This is a genomic window from Kordiimonas laminariae, assembly GCF_023008165.1.
Lineage (GTDB): Bacteria > Pseudomonadota > Alphaproteobacteria > Sphingomonadales > Kordiimonadaceae > Kordiimonas > Kordiimonas laminariae.
Genome location: NZ_JAKQZA010000001.1, coordinates 266,459 through 283,077, shown reverse-complemented (window position 1 = coordinate 283,077; position 16,619 = coordinate 266,459). Strand labels below are relative to the sequence as shown.

The 16,619-nt window shown below is 46.5% G+C and carries 20 protein-coding genes; 13 read left to right on the top strand and 7 right to left on the bottom strand.

Translation table 11 applies throughout. From position 1 onward, the window contains the following. Positions 1-12 precede the first annotated feature (12 nt). From MF542_RS01330 to MF542_RS01310, 5 genes are all read left to right on the top strand, one after another. Positions 13-1,764 carry a flotillin family protein gene (locus MF542_RS01330; RefSeq protein ID WP_247015144.1) on the top strand — a complete coding sequence of 584 codons (1,752 nt, stop codon included), beginning with the start codon at positions 13-15 and terminating at the stop codon, positions 1,762-1,764. 49 nt (positions 1,765-1,813) lie between these two features. Next, entirely contained in the window at positions 1,814-1,969 is a 156-nt protein-coding gene (locus MF542_RS01325) for a hypothetical protein (protein WP_247015142.1), read from the top strand. 381 nt (positions 1,970-2,350) lie between these two features. Beyond that, entirely contained in the window at positions 2,351-2,728 is a 378-nt protein-coding gene (locus tag MF542_RS01320) for a DUF6404 family protein (RefSeq protein WP_247015140.1), read from the top strand. A 9-nt stretch (positions 2,729-2,737) separates the two neighbouring features. Continuing rightward, the gene (locus MF542_RS01315) at positions 2,738-3,109 is read left to right on the top strand and encodes a DUF6404 family protein (protein ID WP_247015138.1); all 372 of its coding nucleotides are present in this window, start codon (positions 2,738-2,740) and stop codon (positions 3,107-3,109) included. Positions 3,110-3,187: 78 nt separating this feature from the next. Beyond that, positions 3,188-3,811 carry a LysE family translocator gene (locus tag MF542_RS01310; protein WP_247015136.1) on the top strand — a complete coding sequence of 208 codons (624 nt, stop codon included), beginning with the start codon at positions 3,188-3,190 and terminating at the stop codon, positions 3,809-3,811. A 6-nt stretch (positions 3,812-3,817) separates the two neighbouring features. Here the strand turns inward: MF542_RS01310 and MF542_RS01305 are convergent, their stop codons facing one another. Next, a complete protein-coding gene (locus MF542_RS01305; protein WP_247015134.1) occupies positions 3,818-4,711 on the bottom strand; it encodes a LysR family transcriptional regulator in 894 nt (297 codons plus the stop codon). A gap of 113 nt (positions 4,712-4,824) precedes the next feature. Here MF542_RS01305 and MF542_RS01300 point away from each other — a divergent pair, with 113 nt between their 5' ends. From MF542_RS01300 to MF542_RS01290, 3 genes are read left to right on the top strand one after another with little or no spacing between them, the layout of a single operon-like run. Continuing rightward, positions 4,825-5,433, top strand: coding sequence for a glutathione S-transferase N-terminal domain-containing protein (locus tag MF542_RS01300; protein ID WP_247015132.1), 609 nt, complete (start codon positions 4,825-4,827; stop codon positions 5,431-5,433). After that, positions 5,430-5,813 carry a nuclear transport factor 2 family protein gene (locus tag MF542_RS01295; protein ID WP_247015130.1) on the top strand — a complete coding sequence of 128 codons (384 nt, stop codon included), beginning with the start codon at positions 5,430-5,432 and terminating at the stop codon, positions 5,811-5,813. Before MF542_RS01300 ends, MF542_RS01295 begins: the two co-directional genes overlap by 4 nt. Further along, positions 5,813-6,037 (top strand): tautomerase family protein, encoded by a 225-nt coding sequence (locus MF542_RS01290; protein ID WP_247015128.1) that lies wholly within the window; start codon positions 5,813-5,815, stop codon positions 6,035-6,037. Before MF542_RS01295 ends, MF542_RS01290 begins: the two co-directional genes overlap by 1 nt. 14 nt (positions 6,038-6,051) lie before the next feature. Here the strand turns inward: MF542_RS01290 and MF542_RS01285 are convergent, their stop codons facing one another. Beyond that, entirely contained in the window at positions 6,052-6,687 is a 636-nt protein-coding gene (locus tag MF542_RS01285; RefSeq protein ID WP_247015126.1) for a hypothetical protein, read from the bottom strand. 63 nt (positions 6,688-6,750) lie between these two features. Here MF542_RS01285 and MF542_RS01280 point away from each other — a divergent pair, with 63 nt between their 5' ends. Continuing rightward, positions 6,751-7,422, top strand: a complete 672-nt coding sequence (locus tag MF542_RS01280; RefSeq protein ID WP_247015124.1) for a substrate-binding periplasmic protein — start codon at positions 6,751-6,753, stop codon at positions 7,420-7,422. A gap of 64 nt (positions 7,423-7,486) precedes the next feature. Here the strand turns inward: MF542_RS01280 and MF542_RS01275 are convergent, their stop codons facing one another. The 3 genes from MF542_RS01275 to MF542_RS01265 form a co-directional block, all read right to left on the bottom strand. Beyond that, positions 7,487-8,713 (bottom strand): multidrug effflux MFS transporter, encoded by a 1,227-nt coding sequence (locus MF542_RS01275; protein WP_247015122.1) that lies wholly within the window; start codon positions 8,711-8,713, stop codon positions 7,487-7,489. A gap of 119 nt (positions 8,714-8,832) precedes the next feature. Further along, on the bottom strand, positions 8,833-9,303 hold the full coding sequence (locus tag MF542_RS01270) for a nuclear transport factor 2 family protein (protein WP_247015120.1): 471 nt from the start codon (positions 9,301-9,303) through the stop codon (positions 8,833-8,835). 62 nt (positions 9,304-9,365) lie between these two features. Next, the gene (locus MF542_RS01265; protein ID WP_247015118.1) at positions 9,366-10,298 is read right to left on the bottom strand and encodes a TIGR01777 family oxidoreductase; all 933 of its coding nucleotides are present in this window, start codon (positions 10,296-10,298) and stop codon (positions 9,366-9,368) included. Positions 10,299-10,474: 176 nt separating this feature from the next. Between MF542_RS01265 and MF542_RS01260 the strand changes: the two genes are divergently transcribed. Continuing rightward, positions 10,475-10,795 (top strand): hypothetical protein, encoded by a 321-nt coding sequence (locus tag MF542_RS01260; RefSeq protein ID WP_247015116.1) that lies wholly within the window; start codon positions 10,475-10,477, stop codon positions 10,793-10,795. A gap of 268 nt (positions 10,796-11,063) precedes the next feature. Here MF542_RS01260 and MF542_RS01255 read toward each other — a convergent pair whose 3' ends face one another. Both MF542_RS01255 and MF542_RS01250 read right to left on the bottom strand, forming a co-directional pair. Continuing rightward, positions 11,064-12,083 carry a tetratricopeptide repeat protein gene (locus MF542_RS01255; protein WP_247015114.1) on the bottom strand — a complete coding sequence of 340 codons (1,020 nt, stop codon included), beginning with the start codon at positions 12,081-12,083 and terminating at the stop codon, positions 11,064-11,066. Positions 12,084-13,329: 1,246 nt separating this feature from the next. Further along, a complete protein-coding gene (locus MF542_RS01250; RefSeq protein ID WP_247015112.1) occupies positions 13,330-14,052 on the bottom strand; it encodes a helix-turn-helix domain-containing protein in 723 nt (240 codons plus the stop codon). 150 nt (positions 14,053-14,202) lie between these two features. Between MF542_RS01250 and MF542_RS01245 the strand changes: the two genes are divergently transcribed. The 3 genes from MF542_RS01245 to MF542_RS01235 all read left to right on the top strand — a co-directional run bounded on the left by MF542_RS01245 (position 14,203) and on the right by MF542_RS01235 (position 16,587). Beyond that, entirely contained in the window at positions 14,203-15,183 is a 981-nt protein-coding gene (locus MF542_RS01245; RefSeq protein ID WP_247015111.1) for a DUF1376 domain-containing protein, read from the top strand. Between the two features lie 35 nt (positions 15,184-15,218). Continuing rightward, positions 15,219-15,773: a hypothetical protein gene (locus tag MF542_RS01240; RefSeq protein WP_247015108.1), complete on the top strand. Its 555-nt coding sequence runs from the start codon at positions 15,219-15,221 to the stop codon at positions 15,771-15,773. 136 nt (positions 15,774-15,909) lie between these two features. Further along, positions 15,910-16,587, top strand: a complete 678-nt coding sequence (locus MF542_RS01235; protein WP_343264610.1) for a PAS domain-containing protein — start codon at positions 15,910-15,912, stop codon at positions 16,585-16,587. Positions 16,588-16,619 lie beyond the last annotated feature (32 nt).

The window sequence follows — 16,619 nt, the reverse complement described above, 5'->3', positions numbered from 1 at the left end:
TGGGGAATATATATGCTTGAGAATCTAACAAATATTGGCATTTATGCAGCTATTGGTCTGTTTGGCCTTCTAACTATCGGTATCATCTTCGCTCGTCTTTATAAACGCGCTAGCAAAGAGGTAAGCTACGTTCGAACAGGTATGGGCGGGCAGAAGGTTTTCATGGATAAAGGTGGCCTTGTGTTTCCGGTGCTCCATGAAACAATTCCGGTAAATATGAATACACTCCGTCTAGCGGTTCAGCGTGCGAATGAGCAAGCGCTTATCACCCGTGACCGTATGCGTGTTGATGTGATCGCAGAATTTTATGTGCGGGTTCAACCCACACAGGAAGCTATTGGAAACGCAGCTCAAACCCTTGGTGCTCGTACCATGTACCCAGAACAACTTAAGGACTTGATTGAAGGTAAGTTTGTGGATGCGCTTCGCTCGGTTGCTGCTGAAATGTCCATGGAAGAATTGCACGAGAAACGCGTTGAGTTTGTACAGAAAGTACAACAGGCGGTTTCGGAAGACCTCCTGAAAAATGGTTTGGAGCTTGAATCTGTATCTCTGACTGGTCTTGATCAGACAGGTATGGAGTTTTTTAATCCGAACAATGCGTTTGATGCTGAAGGTTTAACACGCCTTACAGAGGAAATCGAACAGCGCAAGAAGATCCGCAACGATATTGAACAGGATACGGCGGTTCAAATCCGTAACAAGAACCTACAGGCGGAGAAGGAAACGCTTGAGATCGCAAAGGAAGAAGAATACGCGAAACTTGCGCAGGAACGTGAAGTGGAAATCCGCCGTGCAGCTCAAATGGCAGAAATTGCTAAAGAGCAAGCTGATAAAGAGCGTGATGCTCAGCAGGCGAAAATTGTTGCTGAACGTTCTGTCGAAGAAGAGCGCATCGAAAAAGAACGTGTGGTGAAAGAAAAAGATATCGCCAAAGCACGAGCTGTTGAAACGCAGGATATTGAACGCCGTAAAGCTGTTGAGCTGGCTGAACAGGAACGCGATATTGCTATTAGTCAGAAATCTCGTGAACAGTCTGAAGCTGCTGCGGAAGCAGATGCTGCCCGCGCAATCGCAGTGAAAGCGGAAGAGCAGGTATCCACCGCCCGCGATACTGAAGTCGCTGACCGTATGAAGCAGATAGAGCTGATTGAGGCTGCAAAAGAAGCGGAACGTGAAGCGCTTGCGATCACCATCGCTGCGGAAGCTGAGAAGAACGCTGCGAAAGATACAGCAGAAGCCAAGCGTGAAAAAGCACGTGGTGATGCTGACCAGGCGCGGATTACAGCAGAGGGTGAAGCTGAAGCTGAGAAGATGCGCGCGCAAGCTGCTGAGGTGAGTTACGCCGTGGAAGCTGCGGGTACCCAAGCGCTTAATGAAGCGGCGAACCTATTGTCGAATGATCAGATTGATATGAAGGTGAAGCTTGAGCTAATCGATAACCTGGAAAGTATCATTCGTGAGAGCGCGAAGCCGATGGAAAACATCGATGATATTAAGATCATCCAGCTCGATGGCCTGAATGGCGCGACAGCTGCTGGTGCTGCAAACATTGGTGGCGGTGAAAGTGCCCCGTCTGGTGGCGGTAATCTAGCCGATCAGGTTGTATCATCAGCGCTGAAATACCGTGCGCAGGCCCCCCTTGTAGATAGCCTGATGAAAGAAGTTGGCTTGAATGCTGGGGACTTAAACGGCTTAACCGATGGTTTTAAGGAAGCTCCTGCTTCATCCGATACACCAAAACGTATTGATGCTGCGGAGTAACCATTAACCTTCCCCGCCCCCTTTGGGCGGGGAAATATAAGAGGGATGTATGGCAGATGTTTTAGGTGAGGCAGTTAAAGGCCTTTTGGAGTTCTTATTACAGCTCGTCGTAGAGTGGCTGTTTAACTTTAGGGAACGCCCAGTTATCTCAACGGTCCTGATGCTTATGGTTATCACCTCTATTGGATATGTAATCTGGGTTTAGTGGCACGAAAAACTTAGGGTTTCATGGTGTTTTGAATAAGTTTCAATTTTTTGCATCTGTGATTTGACATATCGAAAAAACCGGATGAAAGTCTCGCATGTGAATTATCGCTCAGGTTTAGGGAGCTTGAGAGTTCAGTTTCGAAAATCGTGCGTAGTATTGAGTTTGATTTTCGTATTGCAGCCGCTGTTTTGAGGGGGCTGCCGGGGGTGCTCATCGGTGGGAATTGGTTGTCTTTGAGCACCTCCAACTATTTTGGTTGGTATTCATTCTCTTTCTTTTAGCAGGTGTACCCAAGAAGAACTTTCACTTGGCTGTGATTTGCTTATTGATCTCAATAATTTACAGCTTAGGCGTTATTTATGCGCCTTTGAGAAATTTATGAAACAAGATCCATATGATGCACGTGTGCAAGTTGCTATTGAACTCCTTCAGGCTAAAGGGGTGAAGCCTTATGAAAGCTATAGTTTGCCACAGCGCCTCTTGAGGTTTTATGGGTATCCAACACGGCCAATGTATTTCTTGCATCCGGTATGGGTTGGGGTGCAAGTGGGGATATTGTACGCTTTATTGATGACGTTGGCATACGCTATTCTTAGTCAGGAGATTAGCTACGGAATTGCTGTGCCTATCTGGAGTATCTTCTTTGGTACCTTTATGGCTATATTTTTCAAAAGAAGGCGCGAAAAGCTCAATTTACCTGCATGGGAAGATATCCCTGTCAAAGACCCTGTTTCAACGGATGTTGTGAATAAGTAAGTATTCTGAATGACAAATAAAGAAGTTTATGACGCGAGAATTGCTGTAGCTATCAAGCTATTGGAAGAAAAAGGGCTTCCCTCATATCAAGCTTATTCTCCATTGCGGCGCTTGCTTCGAAAGACGGGGGTTATCTTTCGTCCCTTTTATTTTCTAAGTAAACAGCAAATGACGTGGTTGATGTGCTTATATTCTGTTGTTTTGAGCGCTATTGCCAACATACTTAACGGTCGTCCTCCTGAGAGGGTTTTTACCACAGCTGTGCTTTTAACGGTTATTGGATATTTTATATTTCGCAGCTATTTTGGCTGGCGTTTAAAGCAGCTTGATTTGCCTGCTTGGGAAGATATTCAAGCTCACGATGTTTCTCAGCCCAAATAAGGATACGTTCTTTGTTGAAGGCTTGACAGATCGTGATGAGCACGGCTGAATGGCTTTCGCTGTTGAAGGAGTTGCCTTATGCCTATTGAAACCATTCTTGCTTTTACTCTTGCTTCTGTGCTTCTCGCATTCGCGCCAGGGCCGGATAATCTTTTTGTGCTTACACAGTCTGCGCTCAAAGGTGTTAAGGCGGGTATTTTTGTTACCTTTGGTTTGGCAACGGGGCTTATTGTTCACACAGCAGCCGTTGTGCTGGGCTTGGCGGCGCTCATTCAGGTGTCGGTGGTTGCTTTTACGGTGTTGAAGCTTGTGGGTGCTGCTTATCTTTTATATCTGGCGTGGGGGGCATTTCGTGCAAAGCCTGAAATTGCAGGCGAAGGCGAAGATACAGGGCTTACTGGTTTTCAGTATTATCGCCGCGGTATTATTATGAATGTTACGAACCCGAAAGTATCAATATTTTTCTTGGCATTTTTACCTCAATTTGTTGACCCTTCGGTAGGCAGCCTTACCATGCAGATGCTTACGCTCGCCTTTGTATTTTTCCTTGTGACAATTGTGGTTTTCTCGCTTTTTGCTCTGCTTTCAGGGTTTCTGGGTTCTCGGCTTGCCAGATCAGAGAAGGCGCAAAATATTATGAATAAAATCGCTGCATTTGTTTTTGCGGGATTGGCAGCCAAGCTTCTGGTTTCTAAAGCCTGAACCGTTTTAGAAACCTTTTTCTCTAATTTCAGTGAGGCGTTCCCACAGCGTGCGCGCCACAGTGCCGGGGCTTTTGTCCCGCCACCGCAACAGGTGTAACTGTGAACGCCTGGGCGGATAGCCTTCTATGTTCAGTGGAACCAGAGCTCCTGTTTTGAGTTCGTCCCTGATGAGGTATTCAGGGATGCCGCCCCATCCCATCTTTTCCAACAGTATTTCTTTTTTGGATGCAAAGTCAGATACAGTCCAGCGCAGGCCACCGGGTAGTAAATCCCGGCTTTGTTCTTCTTTGTCGCTATGGCTGCTATCGGAAACAATCACCTGTGTATAAGGCTGCATATCTTGAATGGTTTTAAAGCCCTGTTCTCTTATTGGTGCATAATCTGGGTGAGCAACGGGTATGATTGTCATGGATGCAAAAGGAATGGTTTCGACCAAGCTGGTATCCACATTATCCAGTGTGGAAAGAATGATATCGGCTTCATCCATTTTCAGTCGCTCAAGTGCACCGCCCATATTTTCTCGAAACAGTCTGATATGAGTGCTTGGGAAAACATCGGATATTTCTCTGATAACCTTAAGGAACGGCGCCAGCGGATAGGTGGCGGTGACAGCCAGTGAAACCTCTGCTTCCTGTTCTGCGCTTAGCTGTTTTACGGTGTCTCCGAGCTGTTGCATTTGTTGGAGCACTCGAGTTGCCTGGCGGTAAAAAACAGCACCTTCTGCTGTGAGTTTGGGCCGGTATTCTTCTCTTGAAAGCAGAGTAATCCCTATTTCATCCTCAAGTTTTTTCAGCATATGGCTGATAGCGGATTGGGATTTGTTCAGCTTGTTGGCGGCCGCGCGAAAGGTGCCTTCCGTTACAATGGCGTGCAATATTTGAAGTTGATCGTGTTTCATTACATATGATCTATTTTATTAATCATTTATATGAAAACATAATATTATTAATTAATCAAACCCCTTCCTATCTCTTGTCGTGATCCGATTATTGATAAGAGAAGGACCCTCTGATGAAACTCTATATTAAACCCGCCAGCTGTTCACTTGCACCGCATATCATTCTCAAAGAACTAGGGGTGCCGTTTGAAACAGATGTTGTAGATTTTAAATCCGGCCTTACCGCTTCAGGGAAAAGGTTTACAGACATAAACCCCAAAAATGTCGTGCCAGTACTCGAGCTGGAAGATGGAGAGCTTATCACTGAAAATGCTGCTATTTTGCAGTATCTTGCAGATTTGAAGCCGGAAGCCTCGCTTGCAGGTGCATCTGTCGCTTTGGGCCGTGCACGGTTGCAGGAATATCTCAGCTATATTGGGGCTGACCTGCATAAATCCTTTGGGCCGCTGTTTAGCGATGCTAGCTCAGATGAAATGAACGCAGATGCTAAAGCAAAAGTTAGAAGCAGGTTTGACTATCTGAACAGTTTGTTTGCTGATGGCAGAACTTATCTGATGGGACAGTATTCTGTCGCTGATGCTTATTTGTTCGTTGTGTGCAATTGGGCAAATTTTGTCGATATCCCGCTCGGCAATTGGCCAGACCTCTCTGCCTTTATGGAACGTGCCCAAGCCCGTGCTGCGACGCAGGATGCTATGCGTGCTGAAGGTTTGGTGAAATGACGAAAGACTATGAAGCGGTACATCAGGTAATCTCTCGGTATCTGGATGGTCTTTATGAAGCTGACAGCACGCAACTGCGTACGGTTTTTCACCCCGGTGCCTGTTATCTGAATACAGTTGAAGGTGATGAGGTCTGCCTTTCAATTGATGAATATCTACGGCAGGTAGATCAGAGAGTTCCGCCCGCGCAAACCAAAGATATTCGGGTGGAGAATATTCTGTCAGTGGAATTCGGTAGCGACACCATGGCTTTTGTGAAATTGCAGATGCAGATGTTTGAGCGTCGTTATACTGATTTTCTCACTTTTATTCGGTGGGAAGGTGCGTGGGTAATAGCCGCGAAAGTGTTCAGTTATTGTCCCCTGGAAAGGAATGAATAATGCCGTATGTAAACATTCAGGTAACCAAAGAAGGTGGTCCAGAAGGTACAGGGCCATCCGCTGAACAAAAGGCCGCCCTTATCAAGGGTACCACTGACCTATTGGTTGACGTCTTGGGTAAAAGCCCGGCGACAACATTTGTAGTGGTTGAGGAAGTTGCGCTCGAGAATTGGGGCGTAGGCGGTTTGCCTGTTACTGATTATAGATCAAGCCTAACTGAGTAGCCCCATATGAGTTGCTAACGAGGTTGTCTGGACCTCATAAAATCCTGTGTCTGCTGCTCCCTGAGGTTGGAGATTTCCTTCAGCGCCAGAAGGGCGGCAGCATATCCTGTCAGATCTTCTGTTATAGCTTTGAGCCAGGCCTTCAAGGGAGGGGCATCACAAGGGATTTCAGCAATTAACTGCTGGCCTTGTTTTTGATAGTGTTTTCTCACCTGATCATACAGTTGGTGATTAAAGTCTGGATAATTATTGCTATCTGCTTCCAGAACCAGAAGTTGCCACCGCGTAGCTGGATAGACAGTTGGCTGCCAACCGCACTTTTCGGTAATTTTTTCCTGAAAATGAGGAAGTAAGGTCCGGTAGGCGGTAAGCTGTTCACTATTGTAGTTTTTATAATTTCTTAAAATATAAGGCTCAAAGCCATTTTGCGTGTTTAATGAATGTGCAGGATAGGTGGTAAGCGCTGTGAGTGTAGTTAATATAATAAGAATATATTTTTTACTAAATTGCATAACTAAACTTAATAACATTTTGTTTTTGTAAATATTTAAAAATGTATACTTAATATTTTCTTTTGTTGAACCCGTGTCTTTTACTACATATAGTTCACTCAATTTTGTGGGAGCAAAAGAGTAGTGGGGCTTATGCATCAGGGACTCCGCGGCCTGTTTGGCCAAATAGTATTATTGTTAGCTTTTTTAAGCGGTTTTAGTGTGCAAGCGGATCAGCCACAAAAGCAAGCTGAAAAAGACCTTAACCCTGTGATTATGGGGTACATGAATTTTCCACCTTTGATGGAAGACGTTGAAGGTATGCCCAAAGGTTCCATGATTGATCTGGTTCGTAAGCTGGCGCTTGATCAAAAACTGGATGTAACCTTTGTTCACCCTCCAACTACTCGGCTCTATCAGGCAATTGTACTTGGTGAAGTGCATATGTGGGTGGGCAGCCCTTATACCAAACCCTTACAGGGTAATATTCTTTACACTGAAAAACCTATCACAAAGGCAAGCCTTTATCTGTTCGCGCGTAAGGGGCAAATCGTGCCTGAGCTGAACAAGTTAAGTGGTAAACCTCTTATCGTGTTAGCGGGATACCAATATGGTGAATTGCTGAAACGCATTACCAGCATGCATGAAAATATGCTTGTTTTGCCAGCTAGGAACCGGGCTACGGCTTTTGATTTGCTCGAAAAGGGGCGAGCAGATTATTTTCTGGATTACCGAAGGCCAAATCTCGGTGTGCTTAGGGATTACAGCACTCGGGCAATTCAGTCTTTTGATATTCACCTCATCGTTTCAAAAAAAGCGCCGCAGCCAGAATTGCTGCTTGAGAAGCTTGAGCGAGGACTTGTAAATATCGGGTATCAGACGCATGCAGAATAGAAGCGTTTAGGCGTATTTCTATTTAAAAAGCAGCTCCACCAGTATGGGAAGCTGCTTTGTTTGTTTATGCTTCAGCTTGTTTTTCTTTTCTTTCGCCACCTAACAGCATCACAATAATGCACGTAGCGATACCGCCACCCGCGAGCATGAGCGTAAGGGCTTCATAACCGTGTTCAAAAACAGGGCTGCTGGCAAGCGCTGCGCCAGCAGCTGCACCGATGGTGGGCAGGGCGCTTAGAAGCGAACTTGCTGTACCGGCTGCATGTGCTGCTGGTTCAAGGGCAATAGCATTTGCCACAGGCATCATGATGGAAAACGCCAGGCAGTATAGGAACACAAGAGACCACAAAATATAAAGCGGTACTTGTTCTTGTGCGCATAAAAGCATGGCTACACCGATGATGCCTGATAGTGCCGCGCCAAGTTTAAGCGGCGCGCGTACGCTACGTGTACCGAGAATTTTGCGACTGATAGCGGGGCCAATCATCACGCTACTGGCACTTAAGGCAAACAGCACACCGAACTGTTCCGGTGTTACACCGTAGTGTGCGTTTGTCATGGCAGCACCGATACCAAGAATGGCTGCATAGCCGCCGAACACGGTTGTCATGGCCAGCGTTCCCATCAGGAAATCTCTGTGGGTGAAAAGTTCAATAACCAGGCCGAAGGTAAGCGGTACTCGTTTTTGCACCACGCGTTCAGCGCCTTCACGGGACGGTGCGATAAAGAACTTGGCAACAAACATTAAAGCTACTGTAAATACTGCAAGGAACCAGAAGATACCGTGCCATGTGGTGAACAGTAGAATGCCACTACCTACAAGCGGGGCGAGCAGAGGTGCCGCACCAAAAATCATCAAGATGGTGGCCATCAGTTTGGCAGTGTCTTTGCCGCCGCCCTGATCGCGGGCAATGGCACGGGCAATCACAGGCCCACTACCACCAAAGATGCCCTGGATAAGGCGGTAGAGCGAGATGCTTTCAAGGCTGTCTGCTGTTGCGCAGAGAATGCTTGTAATAAGAAAGCCTGTAAGCCCGATATAAAGCGGGATCATGCGGCCGTATTTATCTGCAAGTGGCCCCCACAATAGTTGGCCGGGGCCGTAGCCGATAAAGTAGGCGGCGATAATCACGCCAGCTTCTTCAGCGCGCTGGCCAAATTCAACCGCCATGGCAGGCTGGCCGGGCAGGGATATATCAATGGCTGTTGCGGTCATTGCGGATATCGCAGCGAGCGCAAAAATAAAAGAAGGCCGCTGTACAAAGGGCCTTACATCAGGGGAGGCTGTCATTTTTAAATTCTTTTCATTTCTGCTTCAATGATAGCCTTATCCTGAAATAATCATAAAGAAAAGCACGTAAATTGCGCAGGAGCTATGCACAACTGAATGGTCAACCTGCGCGGTATATTTTACTGTTTATCCGTGGGCCAGCTTTGCCAGATAATGTTGTGAATAATCCATTTTCCGTCTTCTTTGGCTAGGTGGATATAATCAATTCCCCACATGGCTTCGGCCTTTGCGCTGGCAGTTTTTCCCATTACATCCAGTACCACTGCCCTGCGGAAGGCGTCTTCGGGCAGGTTCTGTTCTTTATGAAATTTAGGGGCAAGCTTTAAGGCAGCTTCTTTGGTCATTGGGTAAGGGCCTTTGAACTCAGTTGTGCCTTCACCACGCCACCATCCGAGTTTTCGCATATCAGGCGCCAAAACTTTCTCAAGGCGTTCAAGTTCACCTCTATAGAAGCCGAGAATATAATCATTCACGGCTGCCTCAACAGCCTTACGTTCTGCTTCTTCCGCTTCTGGTGAGGCGAGTGCCGCTGGTGTGAAAATTAGGCTTAAAGCAAGCAGGCAAACAGTTGGTAGAGATAACATACGCATGGGTAACCTCCCTCGTGTGATGAGGTAAGAGTGTGCGCTTCATTCAGTTCGCTGTCAAACCACTATAGGATGGCCTTGAAAGCTGCCTTCAGTGTTGGGTGATTGAACCGGAAATCATTTTCCTGAGCAACCTGAGGCACAACCCGCTGGCCTGTAAGGAAAAGGTCTGACAGATCCTGTAGAAACAGTTTCAGGATAAAAGCAGGGGCCCACATAAATTGAGGGCGGTTTAATTTCTTGCTTAGCTGCTTTTGGAAATCTTTCTGGCGTACGGGTTCAGCAGCCGTTGCGTTCACAGGGCCTGAAATATCTGTATCATAGACAGAGAAAAGGATCAGTCTGATGATATCCTCAAGGGTAATCCAGCTCATCCACTGTTCACCGCTGCCGAGCGTGGCACCAAGCCCAAATTTTGAGGCCATGGTCATGGGCTCCATAAAGCCCCCTTTTTCAGACAGTACAATACCGGTTCTGAGTTTTATAAGGCGATCAACATAATCCCTTGCGCCTTCTGCTTCAGCTTCCCAGCTTGAGCAGATGGTTGCCATAAAATCTTCACCGGCAGGGGAATGCTCATCTGCGGTGCCGCGTACCATATCACCATAATAACCAATAGCACTGCCACTTAGCAGTACTTGGGGCTTCTTGGTCTGACGCTTCAGGAAATCATTAATCTGTTTTGAAATGCCAGCGCGGCTATCAAAAAAGCTTTGTTTGCGGGCCTTGGTCCAGCAACCGCCAGCAAGTGGGCTGCCAGCCAGGTGGGCGATATGGCTGAAGCCGGCATCATCAGGCAGGCTGTTAAGGTCTGTAATAGCGGTAATGGTATCACCAAACAGCTTATGCGCCTTTTCTGCATCGCGGGTATAAATTGATACCTTTGCCCCGCGGCTGAGAAGTTCAAAGGCAAGCGCGCTGCCAATTAAGCCAGTGCCGCCCGCTATAAGCCAATGATCACCTTCATGAAGTCCCGAAGTTGCTGGGTTTTCTGTCATAAGAACAAACCGCCTTTCTAGCCTTCGTACGTATCTGATTTTACGATGGATTTTAGAGGTTTGTCTATGGCGGTTTGAAATAAACAGTTTAAAGCTTGTTGGGGGAAGGTAGTTGGCAAAAACCTGTGATGCTGCTAAATGCCATATAGTGATTTTCTATACATAAAGGTGCCTTCATGCGTTATTGCCTTGTCTCCGTTATTAATGGCGGGCCAGATGAACCCCAGAAACATTATTATGAAGTTGATGGCTCTGATAATGTACTGCGTGCGGTGGAAGATTTTGGCGATGATAGCTACGCCTGGGATGCGGTAAGCGAATATAAAGACGGACAAAATAGCCTGCTGGAAATGCCGTACAGTGATATTGAGTGGGATGCAGAACCCGCTGAAATACCTGAAGAAGAACAGTTGATGATTGAAAGCACTGTGGATGCCGAAGCGTTTGAAACTGTTTTTAAAGAAGCGCAGGAAAAAGGCGAGCGCGTCGAATGGTAGCCAAAACAAAATTTCGGTTTAAATGAAAAAAGGGCAACCAAAGCCAGATGGTTGCCCTTTTGACTTTTCTCCCCAGGGAGGAACGGGAGAATAATCTGGTGCGAGGCTACCATTGCAGCAGCCTCGCGTGCCTCAGGAATGAAGCAACTGGAAGAATTTTGTGTGTGGGAATTCTTCCAGCAGGGCTAATTGCCTTATGTTCCATTACGGTTTAATGACGGTTTGAAGAAAATTTCAAAAAGACAATAATTGTTGCCTTCGTGCACACTTATGCGCGTTTGATATCTTTCTTTAGCTGCTTCAATAGTTTCTTGAGATTTTTCTCGCTCGACAGTTTTTTCGCCGTAATCATATGTTCCGTGGCGGCTTTCTTGTCGCCCTTCATCAGGTAAAGTGTTGCCATATAATAGTTGGCGTAAGCCTCTCTGAATTTGTTATCGAAAACGCCGTCGTTCAAATATTCTTCAAGGTTGCGGATGCCTGTATCTGGGTCCATTTTGCTTTTACTAGCAACAGCGCCTAAGTAGTAATTGGCTGTGTAAGCGGCATAACGCTCAGGCCCTGTATTTTTTGTTTTTTCAGATCCACGCTGTGTTTTTAGATACTCAAAGTCTTCAAGGGCTCTGGCATATTGTTTGTTGCCGTAGGTGCTTAAAGCGCGCGTGTAACGAGCTTGAATATGATCGGGTGCTGCCACGATTATGTCATCGTACAGCTTCATGGCTGCCTCAGGCTGCTTTGTACCCATAAAAACTGAAGCTTCAAGCAGTTGGCCTTCAATCAGGTTATGCTTTTGCAGTTCTTTTGCCTGAAGAGCAGCTTTTTCCTTACTGCCGCCAAGGAAGCTTGGTGCGCTAAGGTAATAGGTGATTAAGCCACGGTTGGCCCCCACGTGTGCAGGATCCAGCTTAACAGCATGTTCAAATGCTTTGCGGCATGCCTTCGCGTATCCCGGTGCAGAAAAAATAGAAGCCTGACCAGCGAGTTCACCATTAGCTGCGCCAATCAGGTACTGCAACTGTGCATCATCAGCATTAATGGCTTCGGCGGCTTCAAGATACTCAAGTGCTTTTTTCTGTTCTGCAAGCAGTCGGTATGCCTCACCAGTGCGCAAGTTAGCTTCGAAAGCGGTATCGCTTGCTTTCAGGTCTTCCGCGAAAAATTCAATAGCGGCTTTGTAATCGCCCTTTTCAAAGGCTTGGTTGCCTGCCGTAATATCTGCTGCCGCTGGAAGGCTTAAGCTTAAAACAGCAGCAAGAATAGTTCCCCTCAGTAGTGTGTGTCGCACAATATATTCCCAAAAATTGTTAAGCGATGCGGCATCATACTTTTGGAAATGTGGCATTAATGCGAAAAGTTTATGCTCTAAGTTTGGAGGAACAGAGTGAACGGTGAAAATGAGAAGGCCACAGCTGAGGAAACATGCTGTGGCCTTAACTACTACCGAGAGCGGTACTGTAGGGGTATATGCCTACGGTGATTGAGGGGGAATGAGGCATATCATACCGCTCGAGACCATATTTGGACTGTTTCGGTGTATTTTACTAATCAACTGGTGTGCACGTGTTTGTGAGGCATCTGTGACGCTGTGGACATGAGGTGGTTTTAAGGGGAAGGGCGAGGCCAGCGAGTATATTCGATGGGGACCGCTGGCCTCTTGAGCTGAAAACAATCACGCTCGGGGCGATAGGTTGCAAAGCGTGTGTGCGGCGCTTGTGCAGGCTATCATTACTTAAGACGAACATTGCGCATGGTTTGGGAATAAAAAATCCAATTATTTTATATTTTTTATCTCGCACACTTCTTTCCATATGGCGGCATCCACTAAAAAGTGGGCGTTGCTGAGGTGTATGGCCTTAAGGCTGTGGCGAACTTCTACGAGCCATATCAACCTGCGTGTGGGGCACTCTGGTATGGGGTCAGGTGCAAATGCGGCTGAAAACCAACCGCTGATATCTTGTGTCTTCAAGGAAGAGGAGAGCCGCTTGGCGATATACCACTTATGCCTGATCCCTGCCATTCGCCTGGTACGCAGCAAACGGCAGTTGTTACCCTGCATCATGGGCAGCTACGGGGAGGGGCAGATGCTGCGCCAGCGGGAAACTGCAGGGCAATAAACCTTCGGGCGTTAGCGGCATGAATGCGACTCTCCTTTCCAGAAGCTGGCTTTAAAAGCCAATTAACCCATTCCGGCTTTAGCGCGCGGAATATTGGGGCCAACTGCCAAAAGATCACGAAGCCTAAGCGCTGCTTAACCGCAAACCACACAGGATGGGGATTTTGTATACTCGAGGAATATACTGGCACCTTTTCTTCGGTGTTGGTGAATATATATTACGAATAATGTAATTAAATGTAAAGGTAAAAAATTACGAATAACGAAATATTTGAATGAAGCATAAAAGTGATGCGCTTGATGGCTCCCATCCCTCTGGATGAGGCATGTTGAATTGGTGAGCGATTAGGGGTGACAGAGTAGATAATCGGGTACTTGCAGCTATAACCGCGAAATATATAGTTAAGCGTGAAGCGTATTATTTAGCGGCTTGCGGCATGTAGCTTCGGTGTACCCACTGAACAGCGGCAAAAATATCGTCGGTATACACAGTGGGTGACAGAGAATTTTCTGTGCCTTTAGAAGTGGTGGCTTCCAGAACTTGTGGGAGCGCACTGAAGCGCCAGCTTTCAAAGGCCGGGTTCGGTTGCTCTGGTACTGGCGCTAACCAAGCTTCACCACCTTCAGCTGTCACCATTTGCCTGAGAGCCAGCTTATCTTTTCCGCGTTTCACAAGAAAAATACCGCCCGGTGTCATGGGGTAAAAGTGTGTGCGCGGATCAGCTGTGATGATAATATCACCTTGCTTGATCTCTTTTGCCATGCTGTTGTCCCCCATAATGAAACAGTGAAGACCTTCATTAGAGGTTAAGCCCGGCGGAACGGGAACTTCCTGCACACTTTCATTAGCGGGGTTTGCAACCAGACGACCATCGCCAAACAAAAGCCCTGTAACAGGGATGGTGGTGACAGTTTCATCCGCGAGGATAGTACGCTTGCCTTCTTCAAGGCTTTTCAGAAGTGATTTAGCGGAAAGATTTAAAAGTTCAGCAAGTGGGATAATTTCATCTGCCTGAACTTCGCGTTTACCCTTAATAATATCGGTTACCCTAGGAGGCGTGATGCCTAGAGCTTCCGCAACATCCTTGAGCTTGCAGCCTTGATCCTTAAGGGACGCCTTTATCCATTCCTGTGTTCGCATAATTACATTATTTCGATAAACGTAAAACAAAGCAAGGAAAATCGTAATTTTTTCTCTTGCATAAATTACGATAATCGTAAAATAATATAAAGAGAGACCTCAAACTCTCGCTTAACGCTCAAATGATCATAAATGATGGAGGAGAGAGGCGTGGCAGAATTTCCCGCTTTGCCGCTTTATACAGATGCCTATCTGGCAGATACACGGCATCTGACCACTGAAGAGCATGGTGCTTATCTTCTGCTTCTGATGTGCATGTGGCGAACCCGCGGCTGTGCGTTGAGGGATGATGATAAACTGCTCGCCAGAATAGTTGGGGTTTCTTCGCGGCGGTGGATGAAGCTCCGTTTGGTCCTCGAGGATTTCTTTTTGGTCGCTGATGGTCAGTGGCAACAAAAGAAACTGAACCTGGTTTATGAAGCTGTTGCTGCTAAAGTGGAGAAGAACCGCTCAAATGGTGCTAAAGGTGGTAAAGTGCGGGCGGCGCGTGCTAAAGCTTTGAAAAATAAAGAAAGCTTACAAGCACCTGCTCCTAGTTTGGTTGAAGCAAAAGCCAGCCAAACTGGTAGCAAAAAGCAAGCAACCAAAGCCAAAACGGAATCCAAAGAATCTTCTGGCAGCAGAGAGATGGAAGCACTTTATAGTGAGGTTACTGCTGCTTCCGGCCTTCTTATTGGGCGGCTTGAAAAGGCCCTAATCAAAGCATGGCTGGATGGTGGTTGTGATCCTCAGCAGGATATTCTTGCCACCATTACTCGCTTGAAAGAAAGGGAGGAAATCCGACAGGGGAAAGCGCCTCTGCATCTAGCTTATTATAATGCGGCCGTTGAAGAGGCAAAAGGAAGTAAAAAGCCTGTGCACCGTATATCTGATGCGGAGGCGAGGCTCAAAAATCAGCGACTGTTCGACCGGAAAAACCCTGAGCATTGGCGCACTTTTTTGGGGAATGCCTCAAGCCGATACCGGGGTGATTATATGAGCCAGAATTGGATTATTCCTTCTGGTCATCCTGTTTTTATACCTGCCGATATTGGGCCGGATCCCCGTGTCAGATTTAACCGTTCCATTCCCAGTGAAGTTTACAGCGAATATGCGGCCTTTTGGGGGTGGCAACAGCCACGCAAACGATAAATTCAAGACATACTCATATGAAAGAAAGGCTTTATATGAAGCACAGCAGAAAGATATATAAAACGGTGACATCCGTTCAGGAACGTAGCTTACGGGAAACTTGCCTTGCCGTGAAAGCTGAGGAGCAAGTGGGTGATGTCCGCCATTCTAAAGAAAGCATAGCCATAAAGCTGGAAGCAAGATTGATAACAGCAGCATGGACTTTACGGCGTATGCCCGACAGAGAGCAGAGCTTTTTGAAAATGCGAGGCGCGCTTTGGCCGGAAATGATGGCAGAACCGGGACAGTATCCCCGAGAGCGCATCAGCAATTTTGAAGCACGACGCCGGATGCGTATTTCAGCTAAAGAAATTGATGAAATGCAGCCCACGCTTGATTTGTTGTTATTGTTGCCGGATCTTATCGATCGGCAGATCCTTTTCTGGGCAGCCTGGCATCAGGATGGTGAAAAGCGGGACCGGCTTCCTTGGGCAAAGGTGAGACGTGCTCTGTTGGCTGCGAACGGTAAAAACTATTCACGTTGGACACTTAAACGTAGATATGAAGCGGGGTTATTGTGGCTTTCGGCACTTGTGCTTTTGCAAAATTAAAGTGTGAGTCGTTCATCTGTGGTGCGTTTATTGGGGCAAAAAAACATGAATAGTTTTTCTTAAGTTTAATGACAATAAAACTAAAAATGCTGAATTTCTGCGCTTTTTTCGTTCTATAGGCGAAATATCTCTATGGATGGTTATGCATTTAATTAGGGTTAATGGAAAATTTACGCTATACTCTGTGGATAACCGTTCAGAGTTCCTTCTTTCAATGGAGGTGCTTATGTATATCAGTAAAAGAGAGTTTCTCGAGCTGTTGAAATGTTGGCAGGATATGCCAAAAACCCTTTCACACACGCCCGCTAAAACCGCTTTTACACCATCATCTATCTCAAAACTATTACCCCATGTTTTCCTGATGAAACAAAGCCGTGATGGGGAATTTCAGCTTAGGCTTATTGGTACAGAGCTGGAGAGCATGCTGGGGGGCAAAGAAGCAAGTCGATCCCGGTTTCAGCAGCTTGCTCGTGATGAAAATGATTTTTTTGGGGAGTTTGTAGGCCGCAGTATGAAGGAACCTGTCGGAGGGTTGCTGAGCCAAAAAATAAAGTTAGGCGAGGAAGGATATATAAGATTTGAAACCTTTACTGTTCCACTTGCTGATCAAGACGGCATTCCCCGCTATGTGTTAGGAGCTGTTTCTGCAGAACGGCATTTTCTTAATCCGCCTTTACAGGGAGGTGTTTATGAGAAACCTCGAATGGAATTTTTTGATCTAAATGAAGCGAATTTGGAACTGGGCATTAAAACCTATTTCGCTCGACATGAAGAAATGACAGTGGAAACGGTTTCTCAATATATTGTCCATTAGGGGATTCATACTCAAGAATGCTAATGCTCTTC

What these genes read in the sequence shown, in the direction of transcription:
- MF542_RS01275 (WP_247015122.1), bottom strand. Translation starts at nt 8,713, where the DNA reads ATGACAGCCTCCCCTGATGTAAGGCCCTTTGTACAGCGGCCTTCTTTT.
- MF542_RS01240 (WP_247015108.1), top strand. Translation starts at nt 15,219, where the DNA reads ATGAAGCACAGCAGAAAGATATATAAAACGGTGACATCCGTTCAGGAA.
- MF542_RS01235 (WP_343264610.1), top strand. Translation starts at nt 15,910, where the DNA reads ATGGTTATGCATTTAATTAGGGTTAATGGAAAATTTACGCTATACTCT.
- MF542_RS01285 (WP_247015126.1), bottom strand. Translation starts at nt 6,687, where the DNA reads ATGCATAAGCCCCACTACTCTTTTGCTCCCACAAAATTGAGTGAACTA.
- MF542_RS01295 (WP_247015130.1), top strand. Translation starts at nt 5,430, where the DNA reads ATGACGAAAGACTATGAAGCGGTACATCAGGTAATCTCTCGGTATCTG.
- MF542_RS01260 (WP_247015116.1), top strand. Translation starts at nt 10,475, where the DNA reads ATGCGTTATTGCCTTGTCTCCGTTATTAATGGCGGGCCAGATGAACCC.
- MF542_RS01310 (WP_247015136.1), top strand. Translation starts at nt 3,188, where the DNA reads ATGCCTATTGAAACCATTCTTGCTTTTACTCTTGCTTCTGTGCTTCTC.
- MF542_RS01290 (WP_247015128.1), top strand. Translation starts at nt 5,813, where the DNA reads ATGCCGTATGTAAACATTCAGGTAACCAAAGAAGGTGGTCCAGAAGGT.
- MF542_RS01320 (WP_247015140.1), top strand. Translation starts at nt 2,351, where the DNA reads ATGAAACAAGATCCATATGATGCACGTGTGCAAGTTGCTATTGAACTC.
- MF542_RS01305 (WP_247015134.1), bottom strand. Translation starts at nt 4,711, where the DNA reads ATGAAACACGATCAACTTCAAATATTGCACGCCATTGTAACGGAAGGC.
- MF542_RS01315 (WP_247015138.1), top strand. Translation starts at nt 2,738, where the DNA reads ATGACAAATAAAGAAGTTTATGACGCGAGAATTGCTGTAGCTATCAAG.
- MF542_RS01330 (WP_247015144.1), top strand. Translation starts at nt 13, where the DNA reads ATGCTTGAGAATCTAACAAATATTGGCATTTATGCAGCTATTGGTCTG.
- MF542_RS01250 (WP_247015112.1), bottom strand. Translation starts at nt 14,052, where the DNA reads ATGCGAACACAGGAATGGATAAAGGCGTCCCTTAAGGATCAAGGCTGC.
- MF542_RS01300 (WP_247015132.1), top strand. Translation starts at nt 4,825, where the DNA reads ATGAAACTCTATATTAAACCCGCCAGCTGTTCACTTGCACCGCATATC.
- MF542_RS01265 (WP_247015118.1), bottom strand. Translation starts at nt 10,298, where the DNA reads ATGACAGAAAACCCAGCAACTTCGGGACTTCATGAAGGTGATCATTGG.
- MF542_RS01270 (WP_247015120.1), bottom strand. Translation starts at nt 9,303, where the DNA reads ATGCGTATGTTATCTCTACCAACTGTTTGCCTGCTTGCTTTAAGCCTA.
- MF542_RS01325 (WP_247015142.1), top strand. Translation starts at nt 1,814, where the DNA reads ATGGCAGATGTTTTAGGTGAGGCAGTTAAAGGCCTTTTGGAGTTCTTA.